The sequence below is a fragment of the Streptomyces lasiicapitis genome, from assembly GCF_014646335.1.
In the GTDB taxonomy this organism is placed as follows: Bacteria; Actinomycetota; Actinomycetes; order Streptomycetales; family Streptomycetaceae; genus Streptomyces; species Streptomyces lasiicapitis.
In genome coordinates this window covers 1-17,711 of record NZ_BMNG01000011.1, presented here as the reverse complement: position 1 = coordinate 17,711, position 17,711 = coordinate 1, and the positions used below count along the sequence as shown (strand labels likewise).

General features: G+C 70.6%; 16 protein-coding genes and 1 pseudogene. 9 read left to right on the top strand and 8 right to left on the bottom strand.

Annotation, left to right across the window (positions count from 1 at the left end; all coding sequences use genetic code 11):
- Window positions 1-225 precede the first annotated feature (225 nt).
- Window positions 226-2,088: a streptophobe family protein gene (locus IEY91_RS23640; protein ID WP_189175811.1), complete on the bottom strand. Its 1,863-nt coding sequence runs from the start codon at window positions 2,086-2,088 to the stop codon at window positions 226-228.
- A 347-nt stretch (window positions 2,089-2,435) separates the two neighbouring features.
- Between IEY91_RS23640 and IEY91_RS23635 the strand changes: the two genes are divergently transcribed.
- Window positions 2,436-5,087: an ABC transporter ATP-binding protein/permease gene (locus IEY91_RS23635; RefSeq protein WP_373288003.1), complete on the top strand. Its 2,652-nt coding sequence runs from the start codon at window positions 2,436-2,438 to the stop codon at window positions 5,085-5,087.
- 94 nt (window positions 5,088-5,181) lie between these two features.
- Here the strand turns inward: IEY91_RS23635 and IEY91_RS23630 are convergent, their stop codons facing one another.
- The 3 genes from IEY91_RS23630 to IEY91_RS23620 form a co-directional block, all read right to left on the bottom strand.
- Complete coding sequence (locus IEY91_RS23630; protein WP_164326112.1) at window positions 5,182-5,871, bottom strand: transglycosylase SLT domain-containing protein; 690 nt, start codon at window positions 5,869-5,871, stop codon at window positions 5,182-5,184.
- A 322-nt stretch (window positions 5,872-6,193) separates the two neighbouring features.
- Entirely contained in the window at window positions 6,194-7,303 is a 1,110-nt protein-coding gene (locus tag IEY91_RS23625; protein ID WP_189175613.1) for an S-adenosylmethionine:tRNA ribosyltransferase-isomerase, read from the bottom strand.
- On the bottom strand, window positions 7,300-8,001 hold the full coding sequence (locus tag IEY91_RS23620) for an SDR family NAD(P)-dependent oxidoreductase (protein ID WP_189175612.1): 702 nt from the start codon (window positions 7,999-8,001) through the stop codon (window positions 7,300-7,302). The genes IEY91_RS23625 and IEY91_RS23620 overlap by 4 nt, the downstream gene beginning before the upstream one ends.
- A gap of 209 nt (window positions 8,002-8,210) precedes the next feature.
- Between IEY91_RS23620 and IEY91_RS23615 the strand changes: the two genes are divergently transcribed.
- From IEY91_RS23615 to IEY91_RS23600, 4 genes are all read left to right on the top strand, one after another.
- On the top strand, window positions 8,211-9,356 hold the full coding sequence (locus IEY91_RS23615) for a GAF domain-containing sensor histidine kinase (protein ID WP_164326115.1): 1,146 nt from the start codon (window positions 8,211-8,213) through the stop codon (window positions 9,354-9,356).
- Window positions 9,349-10,011, top strand: coding sequence for a response regulator (locus IEY91_RS23610; RefSeq protein WP_229697188.1), 663 nt, complete (start codon window positions 9,349-9,351; stop codon window positions 10,009-10,011). Before IEY91_RS23615 ends, IEY91_RS23610 begins: the two co-directional genes overlap by 8 nt.
- 175 nt (window positions 10,012-10,186) lie before the next feature.
- On the top strand, window positions 10,187-10,432 hold the full coding sequence (locus IEY91_RS23605) for a chaplin (protein WP_189175611.1): 246 nt from the start codon (window positions 10,187-10,189) through the stop codon (window positions 10,430-10,432).
- Between the two features lie 200 nt (window positions 10,433-10,632).
- Window positions 10,633-10,875, top strand: coding sequence for a chaplin (locus IEY91_RS23600; RefSeq protein ID WP_164326117.1), 243 nt, complete (start codon window positions 10,633-10,635; stop codon window positions 10,873-10,875).
- 158 nt (window positions 10,876-11,033) lie between these two features.
- On the opposite strand, the gene IEY91_RS23595 is transcribed toward IEY91_RS23600, so the two are convergent.
- A complete protein-coding gene (locus IEY91_RS23595) occupies window positions 11,034-11,831 on the bottom strand; it encodes an Rv1486c family protein (RefSeq protein ID WP_189175610.1) in 798 nt (265 codons plus the stop codon).
- Window positions 11,832-11,943: 112 nt separating this feature from the next.
- On the opposite strand from IEY91_RS23595, the pseudogene IEY91_RS23590 reads away from it, so the two are divergent.
- The 3 genes and pseudogenes from IEY91_RS23590 to IEY91_RS23580 all read left to right on the top strand — a co-directional run.
- A pseudogene (locus IEY91_RS23590) lies at window positions 11,944-12,486 on the top strand (ABC transporter ATP-binding protein); the annotation flags it as partial.
- A gap of 316 nt (window positions 12,487-12,802) precedes the next feature.
- Window positions 12,803-13,231: an NfeD family protein gene (locus IEY91_RS23585; RefSeq protein ID WP_189175609.1), complete on the top strand. Its 429-nt coding sequence runs from the start codon at window positions 12,803-12,805 to the stop codon at window positions 13,229-13,231.
- 155 nt (window positions 13,232-13,386) lie between these two features.
- The gene (locus IEY91_RS23580; RefSeq protein WP_189175608.1) at window positions 13,387-14,328 is read left to right on the top strand and encodes an SPFH domain-containing protein; all 942 of its coding nucleotides are present in this window, start codon (window positions 13,387-13,389) and stop codon (window positions 14,326-14,328) included.
- Window positions 14,329-14,447: 119 nt separating this feature from the next.
- On the opposite strand, the gene IEY91_RS23575 is transcribed toward IEY91_RS23580, so the two are convergent.
- The 3 genes from IEY91_RS23575 to IEY91_RS23565 form a co-directional block, all read right to left on the bottom strand.
- The gene (locus IEY91_RS23575) at window positions 14,448-14,954 is read right to left on the bottom strand and encodes an HNH endonuclease (RefSeq protein ID WP_164326122.1); all 507 of its coding nucleotides are present in this window, start codon (window positions 14,952-14,954) and stop codon (window positions 14,448-14,450) included.
- 185 nt (window positions 14,955-15,139) lie between these two features.
- Window positions 15,140-15,679 (bottom strand): YbhB/YbcL family Raf kinase inhibitor-like protein, encoded by a 540-nt coding sequence (locus IEY91_RS23570; protein WP_164326123.1) that lies wholly within the window; start codon window positions 15,677-15,679, stop codon window positions 15,140-15,142.
- Between the two features lie 61 nt (window positions 15,680-15,740).
- Entirely contained in the window at window positions 15,741-16,523 is a 783-nt protein-coding gene (locus IEY91_RS23565) for a sporulation protein (RefSeq protein ID WP_189175607.1), read from the bottom strand.
- 194 nt (window positions 16,524-16,717) lie between these two features.
- On the opposite strand from IEY91_RS23565, the gene IEY91_RS23560 reads away from it, so the two are divergent.
- The gene (locus tag IEY91_RS23560) at window positions 16,718-17,359 is read left to right on the top strand and encodes a DNA-3-methyladenine glycosylase (protein ID WP_189175606.1); all 642 of its coding nucleotides are present in this window, start codon (window positions 16,718-16,720) and stop codon (window positions 17,357-17,359) included.
- Window positions 17,360-17,711 lie beyond the last annotated feature (352 nt).

Here is a 17,711-nt window from a genome sequence, read left to right as displayed (position 1 = left end):
GTGCCGCGAGAGGCCGCCCGCCCCCTCCGCTGTGGGCATCTGGGCCGCCAGGGGCGGCAACGGGTGGGCACAGCCCAGGTCGACCGTGCCGTTTACAGCGTGGGGAGGGGCACACCTCAAGGCCGAGCCGTTACAACGTGCGGAGGGGCACAGCCCAGGTCGGCGGGGCCGATGCCGCGCGGGTAGGGGCGTGCCCCAGCCCTACGCCACACCCCCGGCCCGCGCTCAGCCCTTCCGCCCCGGAGGTGGTGGCGGAGGTGATGGTGGAGGCGGTGACTGAGGCCAGCCCGCCTCCCCGCGGCGCCCGCGGCGTCCCCGCTTGGGGGGCTCCCCGGACGGCGGCAGCACCGGCCCCGCAACCGTAGGCGCCTGCGGAGGCACCCCACCCGCCCGCGGCGGCGGACCGCCCGTCGACGGAGGCGGAGGCAGAGGCGCACCCCGCCTGGCCCCCGCACCCGAAGGCCCAGCCGCCCCGCCGCCAGGCGAACCCGCCGGCCCGACCCCCCGGTCCCGTACCTCCTCCGGCACCCGCAGGTAAGGATTCGTCTCCGCCCGAGGCGGCCGGTAAGGCGTGCTCTCCCGGTAGGGACCAGGCACAGGAGACGCCGGCTCCGAGTCCCGCCCGACCCCGGCGGGAGCCACCCCTGCCAGGGCCAGCGCCAACGGCGCCGCCTGCCCGCCGGCCGCGCCCGTAGCCCGCGCCAGCAACGCCCCCGCCGCCCCCGCGGCCACCCCCCACACGGCCCCGAGAAGCACCGCCATCCCCAGCCTCCCGTGCAGCTCAAGCCCCGCCCCGAACGCGTCGAAGCCGAAGACCGACATCGAAGCGTCCGCCGACACGGCAGTCAGCCAGGCCATCAGGGGCAGGGCGACGGCGGTGACGAGGCCGAGCCACAGCCCGCAGCGGACGGCGAAGCCGACGGCGCCCACGTCCCGTACCAACGGGCTCCGCACTGCCGTAAGCACCCCGGCGAACAGCATCATCAGCACCGCGGCCACCGCGAGCAGCCACACCCGGCCGTCCAGTTCGGCGAGCCGCCCGAGCGTCAGTGGCTTGTTCGTGTCGCCGCTCAGGAGATCGTCCACGGGGTCGGGGAGGAACCGCGCCAGCGGGCCCGACACCTCGCCGTCGTACGGAACGAAGAGCCCCACGGGCAGCCCGAGGAACACACCGTTCGGCGTGCCGAGCAGCGCGCCGCCCGCGATCCGCTTCGGATTCTCGTCGCCGATCATCGCGTACCCCGCGGCCGCGACCCCGGCGACCACGGCCATCAGCACCACCGTGACGAGCGCGGAAGCGGCGGGCCGCACCACGCGGTGCAGGACGCCGAGTCCGGGCGGCAGCGGAGTGCGGCGGGAGGCGAGCATGGCGATGAGCAGTACGACGACGACCCAGACCGCGCCGCCGAGCAGCGTGGCCCCGGTGTCGACGGTGAAACCCACCGCGGCTTTCGCCTCGACAAGATCATTCAGGCGGTCGGGCAGCAGCCCGCCGATGTCCCCGATGCCGCCGATGTCCTTCAAGCCGTCGGGAATCCGGTCGGCGATACCTCCGGGGAGATTGTCCAGACCTTTGTCGAGGCCTTTGTCGATTCCCTTGTCGATGCCGAGCTGTTTGCCGTCGATCGTGATGACATCGTGTCCGGCCCAGGCGAGACCGCCGAGCATGGTGAGGAAAAGGACGATCACCGCGCCCGCGCGGGCGGCCAGTTCGGCCGGAGAGATCACAACTCCCGCACTGCGCAAGGAACGCAAGAAGAAGTGGGCGAGCAACACGGCGCCCACGAGACTCACCCCGAGCGGTGTCACCTCGATCGCCGTCGTCGCCTCCGCGCCCTTGAGGCCGAAGGCCGACACATCACCGGAAGGGGTGATGGATCCGCCGACGCCCAGCGCGACGGCAGCCGCGGTCATCGGCCCGAGCGACCCCGCCGCGTCCGCGCCGAGCAGATGCAGCCCAAGCGCGGCCGTGCCCGCCATGCCGATGAGTGCCCAGCTCACCGCGGCGACGGCGGAGATCAGCACATCCCCCCAGGGCACCCGCCGCGGCACACCCTCCCGCACGTCCTCGTACCGGCCGGTCTCCATGGGACCCCCCGAGCTCGCAGCGCGCATCGCTCTCTTGGTGACGAACGCGCGCGAAGGAACTCGTGGGGCGCATGAAACACATGACAGACATGACAGGCATCGCTGACATGAGCGACATGAGTGGCATGCGCGCACATGCACGCTATCCGTACTCGCTGAGAGCCCTTACTACTCTCCGGGGCGGTATCTGCCCCGTCAACGGGGCAGTCATAGTGGCCCGTACGCAGTCTTCACAAGGCCCGACTTTCGGTCAGAGGCCTCCGCCTGAAATAGTTCCTCCCGATGTTCGACATCCCTAGACTCCCCATGATGGGGGCAACTCGGGGGACAACTCAGTGGGGCATGGAGTGCCGGAACTCGTACTGGAATTGAATGGCAGGACCTGGACGCTTGATTCGTCCAGGGCATACACCCTTGGGCGTGATCCGCAGGGTGACGTCGCGCTGGACGACGCCAGGGTCTCCTGGCGCCACGCGACGATCAGCTGGGGCGGCCGCAGTTGGGTCATTGAGGACCACGGCTCCACCAACGGCACGTTTGTGCAGGGGCAGCGGATCCACCAGATGGAAATCGGCCCGGGATCGGCCGTCCACCTGGGCAACGCGACCGACGGACCGCAACTGGTCCTCTCCGGTGGCGCCTCCGGCGCCGCCGCGGCGGCCATGTCCGCGCCGGGAGCGCAGGCGCAGCACGCGCCGCCGCAGCACGCTCCCGGCCAGGCCGGTCAGCAGGGCGCGCCCGGCTGGGCCGGGCAGGCCCAGCAGCCGCAGCATCAGGCACCGCCGCAGCATCAGGCGCCGCACTACCAGGCGCCTCAGCAGCAACAGATGCAGCAGCAGGCGCCCCAGCAGCAGATGCCGCAGCAACAGCAGGCCTGGCCGCAGCAAGGTCAGGGCCAGGGCCACGTTCCGCAGCAGCAGGGCCCGGGCGCGGGCGTGGGATCCGGCGGCGCGGCGGGGGCCCCGCCGGTCTACGGCGACCGCAGCCCGACGACGTACCACCAGTTCTCGCTTGGCCGAAAGATGCGCATCGGCCGCGCCCTGGAGAACGAGCTGGTGGTCTCCGACCTCCAGGTCTCGCGTCTGCACGCGGAGTTCACGGCGTCGCCCGACGGCCGCTTCGAGCTGCGCGACCTGGGCTCGCACAACGGCACGTACGTCAACGGCATGCCGATCGCGAAGTCGTCCACGGTCATGATCGGCCCGAACGACATCGTCGGCGTCGGCCACTCGACGTTCCGCCTCGTCGGCGACCGCCTCGAGGAGTTCGTCGACACCGGTGCCGTCTCCTTCTCCGCGCGCCACCTGACCGTCACGGTCGACGGCGGCAAGCAGATCCTGAAGGACGTCTCCTTCGGCGTCCCGGAGAAGTCGCTGATCGCGGTCATCGGCCCCTCGGGCTCCGGAAAGTCCACCCTGCTCAAGGCGCTCACCGGCTACCGGCCCGCCAACCAGGGCGACGTCCTCTACGACAACCGGAACCTGTACAAGCAGTTCGCCGAGCTGCGTCAGCGCATCGGTCTGGTCCCGCAGGACGACATCCTGCACAAGGAGCTGACCGTCAACAAGGCGCTCAAGTACGCCGCCAAGCTCCGCTTCCCCGCGGACACCAGCGAGCAGGAGCGCCAGCAGCGCATAGGCGAAGTCCTGCGCGAGCTGAAGCTGGACATCCACAAGGACAAGAAGGTCACGTCCCTGTCCGGCGGCCAGCGCAAGCGCGTGTCGGTGGCCCTCGAGCTGCTCACCAAGCCGTCGCTGATCTTCCTGGACGAGCCCACGTCGGGCCTCGACCCGGGCATGGACCGCGACGTCATGCAGCTCCTGCGCGGCCTCGCCGACGACGGCCGCACGGTCCTCGTCGTCACGCACTCGGTGGCCGAGCTGGCCATCTGCGACAAGCTGCTCGTGATGGCGCCGGGCGGTTCGGTGGCGTACTTCGGCCCGCCCGAGGAGGCCCTGAACTTCTTCGGCTACAGCACCTGGGCCGACGTCTTCTCCGCCTTCGAGAACTACCGCGACTACGACTGGGCGGGCCGCTGGAAGGGCTCGCAGCACTACCAGATGTACGCCGCGGACATCGACGCCGTCGCCGCGCAGTCCGTACACATGCCGCCGCCGCAGTCGATCAGCCCGCCCAAGCCGCAGGGCTGGGGCTCACAGCTGATCACCCTGATCCGCCGCTATGTGTCCGTGATCGTCTCCGACCGGGGCTTCCTGGCACTGATGGTGATCCTGCCCGCGGTACTCGGCGCGGTGAGCCTGCTCATCGACCCGGACAAGGGCCTGCTGCCGGTGGTGAACCCGAAGACCGGCAAGATCATCCCGAATGGCACGGCCACCACGGTCCTGCTGATCCTCGCGGTGGGCGCGTGCTTCGCGGGCGCCGCCAACTCGGTCCGTGAGCTGATCAAGGAACGGGTGATCTACGAACGGGAGCGCGCGACCGGCCTGTCCCGGTCCGCGTACCTGATGTCCAAGGTCATCGTCCTCGGCGCGATCACCGTGCTGCAGGGCGGGCTCGTCGGCGTGATCGGCTTCTCCACCCGTGAGATCCCGGAGAAGGGCCTGGTCCTGGGCAGCCAGGTGCTCCTTGAGCTCTCCCTGCCGATCATGGCCCTCGGCTTCACCTCGATGATGTTCGGCCTGATCATCTCCGCCCTGGTGAAGACCGCGGAGAAGACCATGCCGTTGCTGGTCATGTTCGCGATCATCCAGGTCGTGTTCACCGGCTGCCTGTTCATCCTGCACGGCACGGTCGGCGTCAACCAGTTCTCGTTCCTGATGCCCTCGCGCTGGGCCGTCGCCGCCGCCGGCGCGACGCTGGACTTCAACCGGATCAGCCCGAACCCGGACGACCCGGGCGCCACGGATCCGCTGTGGGACCACGACGCAAGCGCCTACATGATGGACATGGCCGCCCTGCTCGCCCTCGGCGCCCTCTGCGGCTTCTTCGTGGCCCGCTTCCTGCGCCGCCACGAGCCGGAGGTCATGCGCAAGTAGACACCGCGTACGCGCACGAGAAGGGCGGCACCCCGCACGGGGTGCCGCCCTTCGGCGTCTGTGAGCCTCGGTTGAAGAGGTCCGGTGGTACGACTCAGTAGGCGCCGTTCACGTTGTCGATCGAGCCGTAGCGGTCGGCGGCGTAGTTGGCCGCGGCCGTGATGTTGGCGACCGGGTCGTAGATGTTCGTCGAGGTGCCGTCGACGTGGTACGCGTTGAACGTCGGCTGGATGACCTGGAGCAGGCCGATCGACGGGGTGCCGTTGATGGCGTTGATGTCCCAGCCGTTCTTGGCGTTCGGGTTGCCCGTGGACTCCCGCATGATGTTGCGGTGCAGGCCGTCGTACGAGCCGGGGATGCCCTTGGACTTCATGATGTCCAGGGACTGGCGGATCCAGCCGTCGAGGTTGTTGGTGTAGACCGGCTTGCGGGCGGCCGCGCGGCTGGCGGCCTCCTTGGCCTTGCGGTCGTCCGCGGCCTTCTTCGCGGCGGCGTCGGCCGCGGCCTTCTTGTCGGCGGCGGCCTTCGCGGCAACGGCGTCCTTGGCCTGCTTGCTGGCGTTGGCCTGCTGCTTGCTGACGCTCTGCTGGGCGTCGACGGGCACGGACCAGGCGGCGGAGTGGGTGCCGAGGGCACCGGCCTGCGTGGTCTGCGCTTCGGAGCTGCCCGGCACGATCGAGAACGCGAGAGCGGCGGCACCGAGGGTGGCGACACCGGCGATCGAGAACTTCTGGGTCTTGGTCAGGGTGGAGCGACTATGACCAGAGGGGGCGTGCTTGGACATGGGGATGGACCTCTTCGTAAATCGGGAGGCCGCTCTGCACCGGCGGGGGACAGATTGCTTCCGGCAAAACGCCGCGGTGCGGGACCGCGGCGTTCGAGCGACGGGAGCAATTCTTAGCGGGCGCAAAATTCTGTGGCAAAGGAGTGACGTACGATCCCGGGTAGTGGATCAGGGGGTGCACTGCCGCCCCCGATGCCCGCTTTTAACCCTCCCTTACGGGGCCCTCACGTCCACTAGGGAGCTTCGTACGTGATGTGTGTCCTATGCGCGGGCTCACATCGGGCGCGTAACAGTCTCACCATCAGTTGCGAGAGCAATGCTCTCAGTGAGCAAACTCGTCCGGAAGGAGGAGGTGGACGTCGCCGAACTCGTGCCACAGGTAGAGATGGCGTACCGCCTCGGCATAACCCCGCTCCACCGCGGCCCTCCCCGCCACCGCCTCCAGCATCAGCAGATGCGACGCCTCCGGCTCGTGCAGGCCCGTGAGCAGCCCGTCCACCACCCGCACCCCTCGCTCCGGCGTCACCACCAGATCGGTACGCCCCGCCGCGGCCCGGACCACCCCGTCGGGCCCCACCGCCGACTCCACGGCCCGCACCGCGGTCGTCCCCACCGCCAGGACCCGGCCACCTCCCGCCCGCGCGGCATTGATCAGTCGCGCCGACGCCTCCGGCACCTCGAAGCGCTCCGGGTACGGCGGCTCGTGCACCTCGGGCGACGCCACCCCCGTGTGCAGCCGGACCGGCGCGAACTGCACACCCCGGCTCACCAGGCGTGCCACCAGGCGCGCGGTGAACGGCCGCGCCGCACTCGGCATCTCCGCGCTGCCCGTGCCGTCGGCCGACGGCAGCGCGAACACCGTCTGGTACGCCGACAGCGGCTGGTCCCGCTCCGTATAGGAGTAGCGAATGGGCCGCCCGTGCCGCCGCAGCAGGCGCGGCACGTCCGCGGACACCCGCGCCCACCACAGCCGCCCACTGTCCGCGCTCAGCGGCTCCTCGCACACCAGACGTACGCCCCCGGGGAGCTCCACTACTTCTCCCGCGGGCCCGCCCGCCCGCGCGCGTGTAGTACCGCCTGCCTCGGGATCCCGCATCTCGACGGCCCACCGGCCGTCCTCGCCGAGCGTCGAGAAATGCACCACTACGCGCGCGTGCCCCTTCTGTTCGTCCACGCGCGCGTGGACGGCGTCCTCGTCCACGCGCGCGTGCGGCAGCCGCCCGTCCACCGCGGCGGCCAGCGTCGGCGAGGTGTTCACCACGAGCAGGTCCCCGGCGCGCAGCAGGTCCGGCAGCTCCCTGAAGACGTGGTGCGACACCTGCGTCCCGCGCGAGAGAAGCAGCCGCACCGAGTCCCTGCGCAGCCCCCGGCCGCGCTGCTCGACCGGCAGCGCCGCGTGCAGCCCCTCGGGCACCCGCACCGCGACCGTCATGACGCCACCAGCAAGGAAGGAGCGTCATAGCGCCCGCTCACCGGCCGCTCGTCGAGCAGCCGCAGGAAGGCCGGCACCACCGTGTGCGGCAGCGGCCGTGGATCCGCGTCATCCGGAACGGCGGCGCGGTACAGGTCCGTGCCCATGTCGCCCGGATCGACGGCCCACACCCGCAGCCCCGGCTCCTCCGCGCCGAGCACCGCCGACAACTGGTCCAGCGCCGCCTTGGACGCCCCGTACCCGCCCCACGTCTCGTAGGCCTCGGCGCCCGCGTCGGAGCTGACATTGATCACCGCGCCGCCTCCCGCGCGCGAGGCCCGCAACAGCGGCAGCGCCTGCTGTACGAGACCGAGCGCGGCCACCACATTCGTCTCCAGGGCTCGCCGCAGCCCCTCCAGGGGGAGCTCGTCGAGGCGGACCAGCGGCTCCGCGCCGAGCGCGCTCGCGTTGTTCACGAGCAGATCCAGGCCGCCCAGGGCGCGAGCCCGCGCGACAAGCTCCGCGCGGTGCCCCTCGTCCCGCACGTCCCCGGGCACCGCGCGCACCCGCCCGCCGTGCCCGGCCAGCTCCCGCGCGGTGTCGTCGAGCACCGCCCGCGTTCTCGCGTCGAGGACGAGGTCCCAGCCCCGCCCGGCGAGCGCCGCGGCCAGCGCCCGCCCCAGACCCTTCGAAGCCCCCGTGATGATCGCTACCGGCATGACAACCGTCCCCTCGTGACCCTCAGTGCCCTCGTGGCGGTACCGGCTTCCACGCTAGGAACGCACCCCCGCCGGGCGCCTCGGACGGCGGGAGCAGCGTGCGAGGTCCCTTCGCCCTAGGCCGTCCGCAGGGCCTAGTCCCCGGGTCCTAGAGCCCTGCCGCCACAGGTCGGATACGCGCTGTCACACCCCGCCGGTACGGTTGGCCCATGAGTCAAGGACCCCGATCCGGTCTGTACGCGGTCAGCTCCGCGCTGCTCGCCATGAGCAGCCAGCTGGAGGTGCGCGACGTCCTCAAGACGATCGTCGCCTCCGCCCGCGAGCTGCTGGACGCGGAGTACGCGGCCCTCGGTGTCCCGGACGACCACGGCGGCTTCGCCCAGTTCGTCGTCGACGGCGTCAGCGAAGAGCAGTGGAAGGCGATCGGCCCGCTGCCCCGCCAGCACGGCATCCTCGCCGCGATGCTGTGCAAGGCCGAGCCCGAGCGCCTCGCCGACGTGCGCGAGGACCCCCGCTTCGAGGGCTGGCCGTCCGCCCACCCGGACATGTCCGACTTCCTCGGCCTCCCGATCAGGTACGGCGACGAGACCCTCGGCGCCCTCTTCCTCGCCAACAAGCGGTGCCCCAAGCCGGCCGGCGGCTGCGGCTTCGACGCGGACGACGAGGAACTCCTTTCGATCCTCGCCCAGCACGCCGCGATCGCCCTCACCAACGCCCGGCTGTACGAGCGCAGCCGCGAGCTGACCATCGCCGAGGAGCGCTCCCGCCTCGCCCACGAACTGCACGACGCGGTCAGCCAGAAGCTGTTCTCCCTGCGCCTGACCGCCCAGGCGGCCGCCGCCCTGGTGGACCGCGACCCGACACGCGCCAAGGGCGAGCTCCAGCAGGTGGCCGCCCTCGCGGCCGAGGCGGCCGACGAACTGCGCGCCGCCGTCGTGGAGTTGCGCCCCGCCGCACTCGACGAGGACGGCCTGGTGGCCACCCTGCGTACGCACTCGCAGGTCCTCGACCGCGCCCACTCCGCCGCCGTCACCTTCGAGAGCAGCGGCGTGCGCGCCCTGCCCGCGGCCCAGGAGGAAGCCATGCTGAGGGTCGCCCAGGAGGCCCTGCACAACGCGCTGCGGCACGCGGACGCGGAGCATGTCGCCGTCGCCCTGCAGAAGCGCGGTCCCGGAGCGGTGCTGCGGGTCACGGACGACGGCAAGGGATTCGACCCACGCGTGATCCGGCGCGCCGGGCGGCACTTGGGCCTGGTCTCCATGCGGGACCGGGCAGGCGGGGTCGGCGGACGGCTGACCGTGGAGTCGGCGCCCGGCAAGGGCACGACGATCGAGATGGAGGTCCCCGGTGGCTGACGCCGAGCGCAATTCGAAGGCCCGGATCCGGGTGCTGCTGGTCGACGACCACCAGGTGGTCCGCCGCGGTCTGCGTACGTTCCTGGAGATCCAGGAGGACATCGAGGTCGTCGGCGAGGCGTCCGACGGCGCCGAAGGAGTCGCGTGCGCCGAGGAGTTGAAGCCGGACGTCGTCCTGATGGACGTCAAGATGCCCGGCATGGACGGCGTCGAGGCACTGCGCAAGCTCCGTGAACTGGCCAACCCCGCGCGCGTGTTGATCGTCACCAGCTTCACCGAGCAGCGCACGGTCGTCCCGGCCCTGCGCGCGGGCGCGGCGGGCTATGTGTACAAGGACGTCGACCCGGACGCCCTCGCCGGAGCCATCCGCTCCGTGCACGCCGGACACGTCCTGCTCCAGCCCGAGGTGGCGGGCGCCCTCCTCTCCCAGGAGGAGGCCAACAGCACGCAGGGGAGGGGCGGTTCCCTCACCGAGCGGGAGCGCGAGGTGCTCGGCCTGATCGCGGACGGCCGGTCGAACCGCGAGATCGCCCGCGCGCTCGTGCTCTCCGAGAAGACCGTCAAGACCCATGTGTCGAACATCCTCATGAAGTTGGACCTCGCCGACCGCACCCAGGCCGCCCTCTGGGCCGTGCGGCACGGCGTCGCGGGCTGAACTCCGCAGGTCCTCGGGGCCGGAGCGGCTGTCAGCACGGATCGTCGCGTTCCGGGCTGAGATTCATACCGTCGTGTGGATGTCCCCCGTTCGGCGCATCCCCCACGGCGCCCCGCCGTTCTCCAGTGCGTGCTGCGGCGGCTGGCCGCGGCTTCCGCTCAGGAGGAACGCAGAAGTGAAGAACCTCAAGAAGGCCGCTGCTGTCACGATGGTCGCCGGTGGGCTGCTCGCGGCCGGTGCCGGCATGGCCTCCGCCCACGGTGGCGCCAACGCCGACGGCGTGGCCAAGAACTCCCCCGGCATCGTCTCGGGCAACCTGGTCCAGGCCCCGGTCCACGTCCCGGTGAACGCCTGCGGCAACTCCATCTCCGTCGTCGGCATCCTGAACCCGACGTTCGGCAACGTCTGCGAGAACGTCTGATCGCACCCCGCGCGATCCGCCGATCACGGTCATGCGATCGGCGTCGCGGCGACCGGCCCCGCTGCGCACCAGCGGGCAGGGGCCGGTCGCGTTCTCCGCACCGCCGCACCACCCGGCCTCCCCGGCATCACCGCCGCCGCGCCGCACATCCCCCTCGACCCCGCAGCCGGGGTCTCCCCGTCACAGGAGGAACACGTCCCATGAACATCGCCAAGAAGGCCGCCCTGGCCGTAGCCGTCGCCGGTCTCGCCGCGGGCGCCTCCGCCGGTGCCGCTTCCGCCACCGACGCGCACGCGGACGGCAGCGCCAAGAAGTCCCCGGGCATCGGCTCCGGCAACCTGGTCCAGGCCCCCGTCCACGTCCCGGTCAACGTCACCGGCAACAGCGTGAACGTGGTCGGCATCCTGAACCCGGCGCTGGCCAACGACTCGGTCAACCGCTGACCACACAGCCCGCCAGGCGAAGGCCCCGCAGACCACACCGGTCCGCGGGGCCTTCGGCCATCCACCGCCGCTACCGCGCGACGGGAGCCGTCCCACCACCACCCGACCGACGAACAATGGCCGAAGCCGAAGCCGAAGCCGAAGCCGAAGCCGAAGCCTCAGCCCCGCTCCCGCTCCTCCACATAAGCGTTGTACGCCGCCACCTGCGCCCGCCGCGCCACCCGCTCCACCGGCCGCAAGGCCTGTGCCCGCGCACCCATCTCGGAGGCGCTCACGGCCCCGCCGTGCCCGTTCTCGTACGCCACCGAAATCAGCAGCCCGACCCGCTGCGCCAGCTCCAACACCCGCACCGCGCGCGGCGGATACCCCGGCGCGAGCACCTCGCGCCCCCGCTCGGCCCGCGCCCGGTACGCGTCGATCGCCGCCTCCGCGACCGGCCCCGACGCCGCCACGTCGAGCCGCGCGAGCACCTCCGTCGTCTCCCGCAGCGCGTCCGCGAGCTCCCGCTCCGCCTCGCCAAGGGAGGGCACGTCCGCGGGCGGCGCCTCCCGCACCGGCAGGCAGTGCCACACCACCTCCACATGGACGTCCTCGGCGTCGGCGGCGCCCTCGGGCCCCGCCTCGTACACCTCGGGCACGAGCCCGTACGGCGCACCCGTCGCGACGACCGCCTCCTCCGCCTCCAAGGCGCGCTCGTTGAAGGCCGGCGGCCCGCTCAGGCCGAGCGGATGCCCCGGCGCGGGCAGCGCCACCCGGAGCCCCGTCACACCGAGCGCGCGCAGCCGCCCGAGCGCGAGCGTCAGTCCCACCGGCGCGGACTCGCCGGGCAGCCCCTCGACCCGGTGCACCGAGTCGCCGCCCACGATCGCGTGCACCGCGTCGTCCGGTGAAACAAGTCCGGCCAAAAGGGCGTTTCCCCAAGCGGCCAAGCGTCCTGAACGTGGTTCCGAGAGCATGCCCACAGCCTAAGGACCGGGCTCGGCACGGGAACGGTCGGCCGGTGGCGTAGGTTTTATCCGGGGGCCGCGTCCACAGACGCGGGTCACGCGAGCGACAGCCGAGACTGCAATGGGAGACAACGCGCTCATGAGCGATGTACTGGAGCTTAAGGACGTATCCGTGGTCCGAGAGGGCCGGGCTCTGGTGGACCAGGTTTCCTGGTCGGTGAAGGAGGGGGAGCGCTGGGTCATCCTCGGCCCGAACGGCGCCGGCAAGACCACCCTCCTCAATGTCGCGTCCAGCTACCTCTTCCCGAGCAAGGGCACCGCCACCATCCTCGGCGAGCAGCTCGGCAAGGTCGACGTCTTCGAGCTGCGCCCCCGCATCGGCATGGCCGGCATCGCCATGGCCGACAAGCTCCCCAAGAGCCAGACCGTCCTCCAGACGGTCCTCACCGCCGCGTACGGCATGACCGCGGGCTGGCACGAGGACTACGAGGACATCGACGAGAAGCGCGCCCGCGCCTTCCTCGACCGCCTCGGCATGAGCGACTACCTGGACCGCAGGTTCGGCACCCTCTCCGAGGGCGAGCGCAAGCGCACGCTGATCGCCCGCGCCCTGATGACCGACCCCGAGCTGCTGCTCCTCGACGAGCCCGCCGCGGGCCTCGACCTCGGCGGCCGGGAGGACCTCGTCCGCCGCCTCGGCCGCCTCGCCCGTGACCCCATCGCCCCCTCCATGATCATGGTCACGCACCACGTCGAGGAGATCGCCCCCGGCTTCACCCACGTCCTGATGATCCGTCAGGGCAAGGTCATGGCCGCGGGCCCGCTCGAGCTGGAGCTCACCTCGCGCAACCTCTCGCTCTGCTTCGGCCTGCCGCTGGTCGTCGAGCAGCGCGGCGAACGCTGGTCGGCCCAGGGCCTGCCGCTCAGCTGATCGCGCACGCCCTGTCGGTATGGGGCCACGCGGTCATACCATTGACCATGTGGACATGGACGCATGGGTGTGGTGGCTGATCGGCGCGGTCGCCCTCGGAATCCCGCTGGTGCTGACCGCGATGCCGGAGTTCGGCATGCTCGCCGTCGGCGCGGTCGCCGCCGCCGTGACCGCGGGCCTCGGCGGGGGAGTGGCGATGCAGGCGGTGGTCTTCGCCGTCGTGTCGGTCGCCCTCATCGCGGTGGTACGCCCGATCGCCGCCCGGCACCGCGCGCAGCGCCCCGAACTCATCAGCGGGGTCGAGGCGTTGAAGGGCAGATCCGCGGTCGTCCTGGAGCGCGTCGACTCCTCCGGCGGGCGCATCAAGCTCGCGGGCGAGGTCTGGTCGGCGCGGCCGCTGGACACCGAGCAGAGCTTCGAGGCGGGCCAGGAGGTGGACGTCGTCGAGATCGACGGAGCGACGGCCGTCGTCATGTGACGCCCCATCACGGGCTCAACGGCCTTGTGGCTCGCGGTCAGTGACGTCAGGTGATCCGAACGCCCCACGGTCCGCGCGGCGTTCTGACAGACTCGACCGGCGAGATCTCAAGATCTTCCGGAAACAGCGAAGCGTGAAGGGTACGGGGAACCACGATGGAACCAATCATCATCGTCCTGATCATTCTGGTGGTGCTGGTCTTCATCGCCCTGATCAAGACGATCCAGGTCATCCCGCAGGCCAGCGCGGCGATCGTGGAGCGCTTCGGCCGCTACACACGCACCCTGAACGCGGGCCTGAACATCGTCGTCCCGTTCATCGACTCCATCCGCAACCGCATCGACCTGCGTGAGCAGGTCGTCCCCTTCCCGCCGCAGCCGGTGATCACCCAGGACAACCTGGTCGTGAACATCGACACGGTCATCTACTACCAGGTCACCGACGCCCGCGCCGCGACGTACGAGGTCGCGAGCTACATCCAGGCGATCGAGCAGCTCACCGTCACCACGCTGCGCAACATCATCGGCGGCATGGACCTGGAGCGGACCCTCACCTCCCGCGAGGAGATCAACGCGGCGCTGCGCGGCGTCCTCGACGAGGCCACCGGCAAGTGGGGCATCCGCGTCAACCGCGTCGAGCTGAAGGCGATCGAGCCGCCCACCTCCATCCAGGACTCGATGGAGAAGCAGATGCGCGCCGACCGTGACAAGCGCGCCGCGATCCTCCAGGCCGAGGGTGTCCGGCAGTCCGAGATCCTGCGGGCCGAGGGCGAGAAGCAGTCCGCGATCCTGCGCGCCGAGGGTGAGGCCAAGGCCGCGGCCCTGCGCGCGGAGGGCGAGGCCCAGGCCATCCGTACGGTCTTCGAGTCGATCCACGCGGGCGACCCGGACCAGAAGCTCCTCTCCTACCAGTACCTCCAGATGCTCCCGAAGATCGCCGAGGGCGACGCGAACAAGCTCTGGATCGTCCCCAGCGAGATCGGCGACGCCCTCAAGGGCCTCGGCGGCGCACTCGGCAACTTCGGCCCGCTCGGCGGTGGCGGCGGTGGGAAGAGCACCGGTGGCGTCGAGCGCCGAGAGCAGCCCCCGATCGACTGACCGACGACTGACGGCGACCGACCGGCCCCGGCCGGCGTCCCGGGATCCATACGCGTACGACTGTGGGGCCGACCTCTTCCGGGAGGTCGGCCCCACAGTCGTACAGGCGGCGCCGTCGGTCACGCGGCCGGCTGTGCCAGCCAATCCGGCAGTGCCTCGAAGTCCTCGCGCCCGAGCGTGAGCAGCATCGCGTCCGCCGGTGTCGGCTCGAACGGCTGCCTCAGCAGCGGCATCTGGGCCTGCTCCGGCGTGCGGTCCGCCTTGCGGTGGTTGTCCGTCGCGCACGACGCCACCGTGTTCAGCCACGAGTCCGCGCCGCCCTGGGAGCGCGGCACCACGTGGTCGACGGTCGTCGCGCGCCTGCCGCAGTACGCGCACCGGTGCTGGTCACGCACCAGGACACCGCGCCGTGACCACGGAGCCCGTCTTCGGAAGGGCACCCGGACATACCTGCACAGCCTGATCACCCGGGGCACCGGAAGCTCGACGGCAGCGGCACGCACGCGGAGCGCGGGGTGGGCCTGCTCGACGACGGCCTTGTCCTGCAGAACCAGGACGACGGCGCGGTTCAGCGTCACCGTCGACAGCGGCTCGAAGCTCGCGTTCAGCACCAGCGTGTCCCGCATCTCGCCCACCTCCCGTGTGCACCGGCCCACCCCTTGGCGGGCTTGGATCAACTCTGGCCGGGCGCGCCGGGTAGGACAACGCAATAAAAGATGCCCGCCTCTGATCACTTCCAAGACCAGAGGCGGGCAAACGTTCAATGAACGCTGAGCTGTGAGCAATCGCGCGGGGCGCGCGCCGGAGCTCGCTAGCTGTCGGCGAGCGCCGCGTACTCCGCGACGACCTGTGCGCGGGCCAGTGTGTGGAACCGCAGGTTGAAGCCGACGACGGCGGGCGAGGCGTCCGAGTCCGGGCCGAGCTTCTCCTGGTCGACCGCGTACACGGTGAACACATAGCGGTGCGCCGGGTCACCGGGCGGCGGGGCTGCGCCCCCGAAGTCCTTCGTCCCGTAGTCGTTGCGCACCTGGACGGCGCTCTCCGGGAGTCCTTCGAACTTGCCGCTGCCGGCGCCCACCGGCAGCTCGGTGACCGAGGCCGGGATGTCGAACACGGACCAGTGCCAGAACCCGCTGCCCGTGGGGGCGTCCGGGTCGAAGCACGTCACGGCGAAGCTCTTCGTCTCCGGCGGGAAGCCCTCCCACCGCAGGTGCGGCGAGGTGTTCCCGGCGGCGTACACCTGGTCGTCCTTGAGCACCGCGCCCGGCTCGAAGTCCGCGCTCACGACCGTGAACGACGGCACGGCCGGGTGGAAGTCATGGGGCAGCGGCGGCCTCTTGACCTCGGTCACGTGGGCACCTCCTGATCGGTTCCAGTACGTCCATGTCGGCGATCGCTCGCCGTTGTCGAGCCTAGAACCAGTTGCGCTTGCTGCCGACCTGGGACAGCCACTCGTTGAGGTACGCCGCCCAGTCCGTGCCCTGGAAGTCGTTGAGCCCGACCTTGAACGACTTGTACGAGTCGCTGCCCTCGCTGAACAGGCCCGGCTTCTTGTCCATCTCCAGGACGACGTCCATCTCGCGGTCGTCCGAGACGAAGCTCAACTCGACCTGGTTCAGGCCGCGGTACTGCTCCGGCGGGAAGAACTCGATCTCCTGGTAGAACGGCAGCTTCTGCCGGGTGCCGCGGATGTGGCCGCGCTCCATGTCGGCGCTCTTGAAGCGGAAGCCGAGCTGACCGAAGGCGTCGAGGATCGCCTGCTGCGCGGGCAGCGGGTGCACGTTCACCGGGTCCAGGTCACCGGAGTCCACGGCGCGGGCGATCTCCAGCTCCGTGGTCACACCGATGTTCATGCCGTGCAGCTGGCGGCCCGCGAAGTGGGTGATGGGCGTCTCCCAGGGGATGTCGAGCCCGAACTGCACCGCGTGCACCGCGTTCGCCTTCAGCTCGAAGGCGCCGCCGAGCCGCTGCTTGGTGAACTCGATGTTCTGCTTGACCTCCTGGTCGTTGCCCTCGACCTCGACGCGCGCCTGCAGGCCCACGGACAGCGCCTCGATCTGCTGGTCGACGTTCCCGCCCTGGATGCGGACCTCGCCCTGGACGACACCGCCCGGCACGACATTGGCCTCGGTCAGCACCGTCTCGACGGAGGCCCCACCGGCACCCAGACTCGCCAGCAGCTTCTTGAACCCCATGACTCTCCTCCCCAGGCCCCGCCTGTGGCTTGACTCGATCGATTGATCGTCGACCTTCGACAACGTACAAACGCAATCGGACGGCGCGTGGTTCCACGCCCGTACCCTCGCGCCCACACCTTCTCCGTGCGACGGCCCTGAGGCCACCCTCCACGCCAAACCCGTACACGTTCGGTGCACTACCCTCGTGCGGCATGATCGCGGCCCCTGACCGTACGCCCCTGCCCCGAGCCTTCTTCGACCGCCCCGTTCTCGAAGTGGCCCCCGACCTGCTCGGTCGCATCCTCGTCCGCAACACCCCGGACGGCCCGATCGAGCTGCGCATCACAGAGGTCGAGGCGTACGCGGGGGAGGTGGACCCCGGCTCCCATGCCTATCGCGGTCGCACGGCCCGCAACGGCGTGATGTTCGGCCCGCCCGGCCATGTGTACGTCTACTTCACGTACGGCATGTGGCACTGCATGAACCTGGTGTGCGGCCCGGAGGGCTTGGCGAGCGCGGTGCTGCTGCGAGCCGGCGAGATCACCGAGGGCGCGGAACTCACCCGTCAACGACGACTCTCGGCCCGCAACGACAAGGAACTGGCCAAAGGCCCTGCCCGCCTAGCCACGGCCCTGGACGTGGACCGCAGCCTCGACGGAACCGACGTCTGCGCGGGCACGGACGCCCCGCTCACCGTCCTGGCAGGCATACCTACGGATCCCGACCAGGTCAGGAGCGGCCCTCGTACAGGAGTGGGCGGTGAGGGGAGCGTGCACCCCTGGCGCTTCTGGACGGCCAACGACCCTACGGTCAGCCCCTATCGGGCTCATTCACCTCGACGTCACCGAACTTGACGCGGCGTTGGTGCTTCCGTAACGTAGCCCGAGCCGCTTGACCCGGGTACGGCATTCAGCCAGCAGCCGGAAGCGGCCAACCACTACCTACGACTTCCCCTCAGCGGGGTCCTGTTTCGCATGTCCGCATGCCGAAATTCGAATCCGCGGAACTCGATTATGAGTTGCCAGGGAAATCCGCTAACGTAGTGGACACGCCGAAAGGCAAGGCCCTTCAACGGCCACCGGAAATGAAATCCGAACCGGGAACGGAACGGAAAACGGATCTGGTAGAGTTGGAAACACGAAATGCCGAAGGGAAGCGCCCGGAGGAAAGCCCGAGAGGGTGAGTACAAAGGAAGCGTCCGTTCCT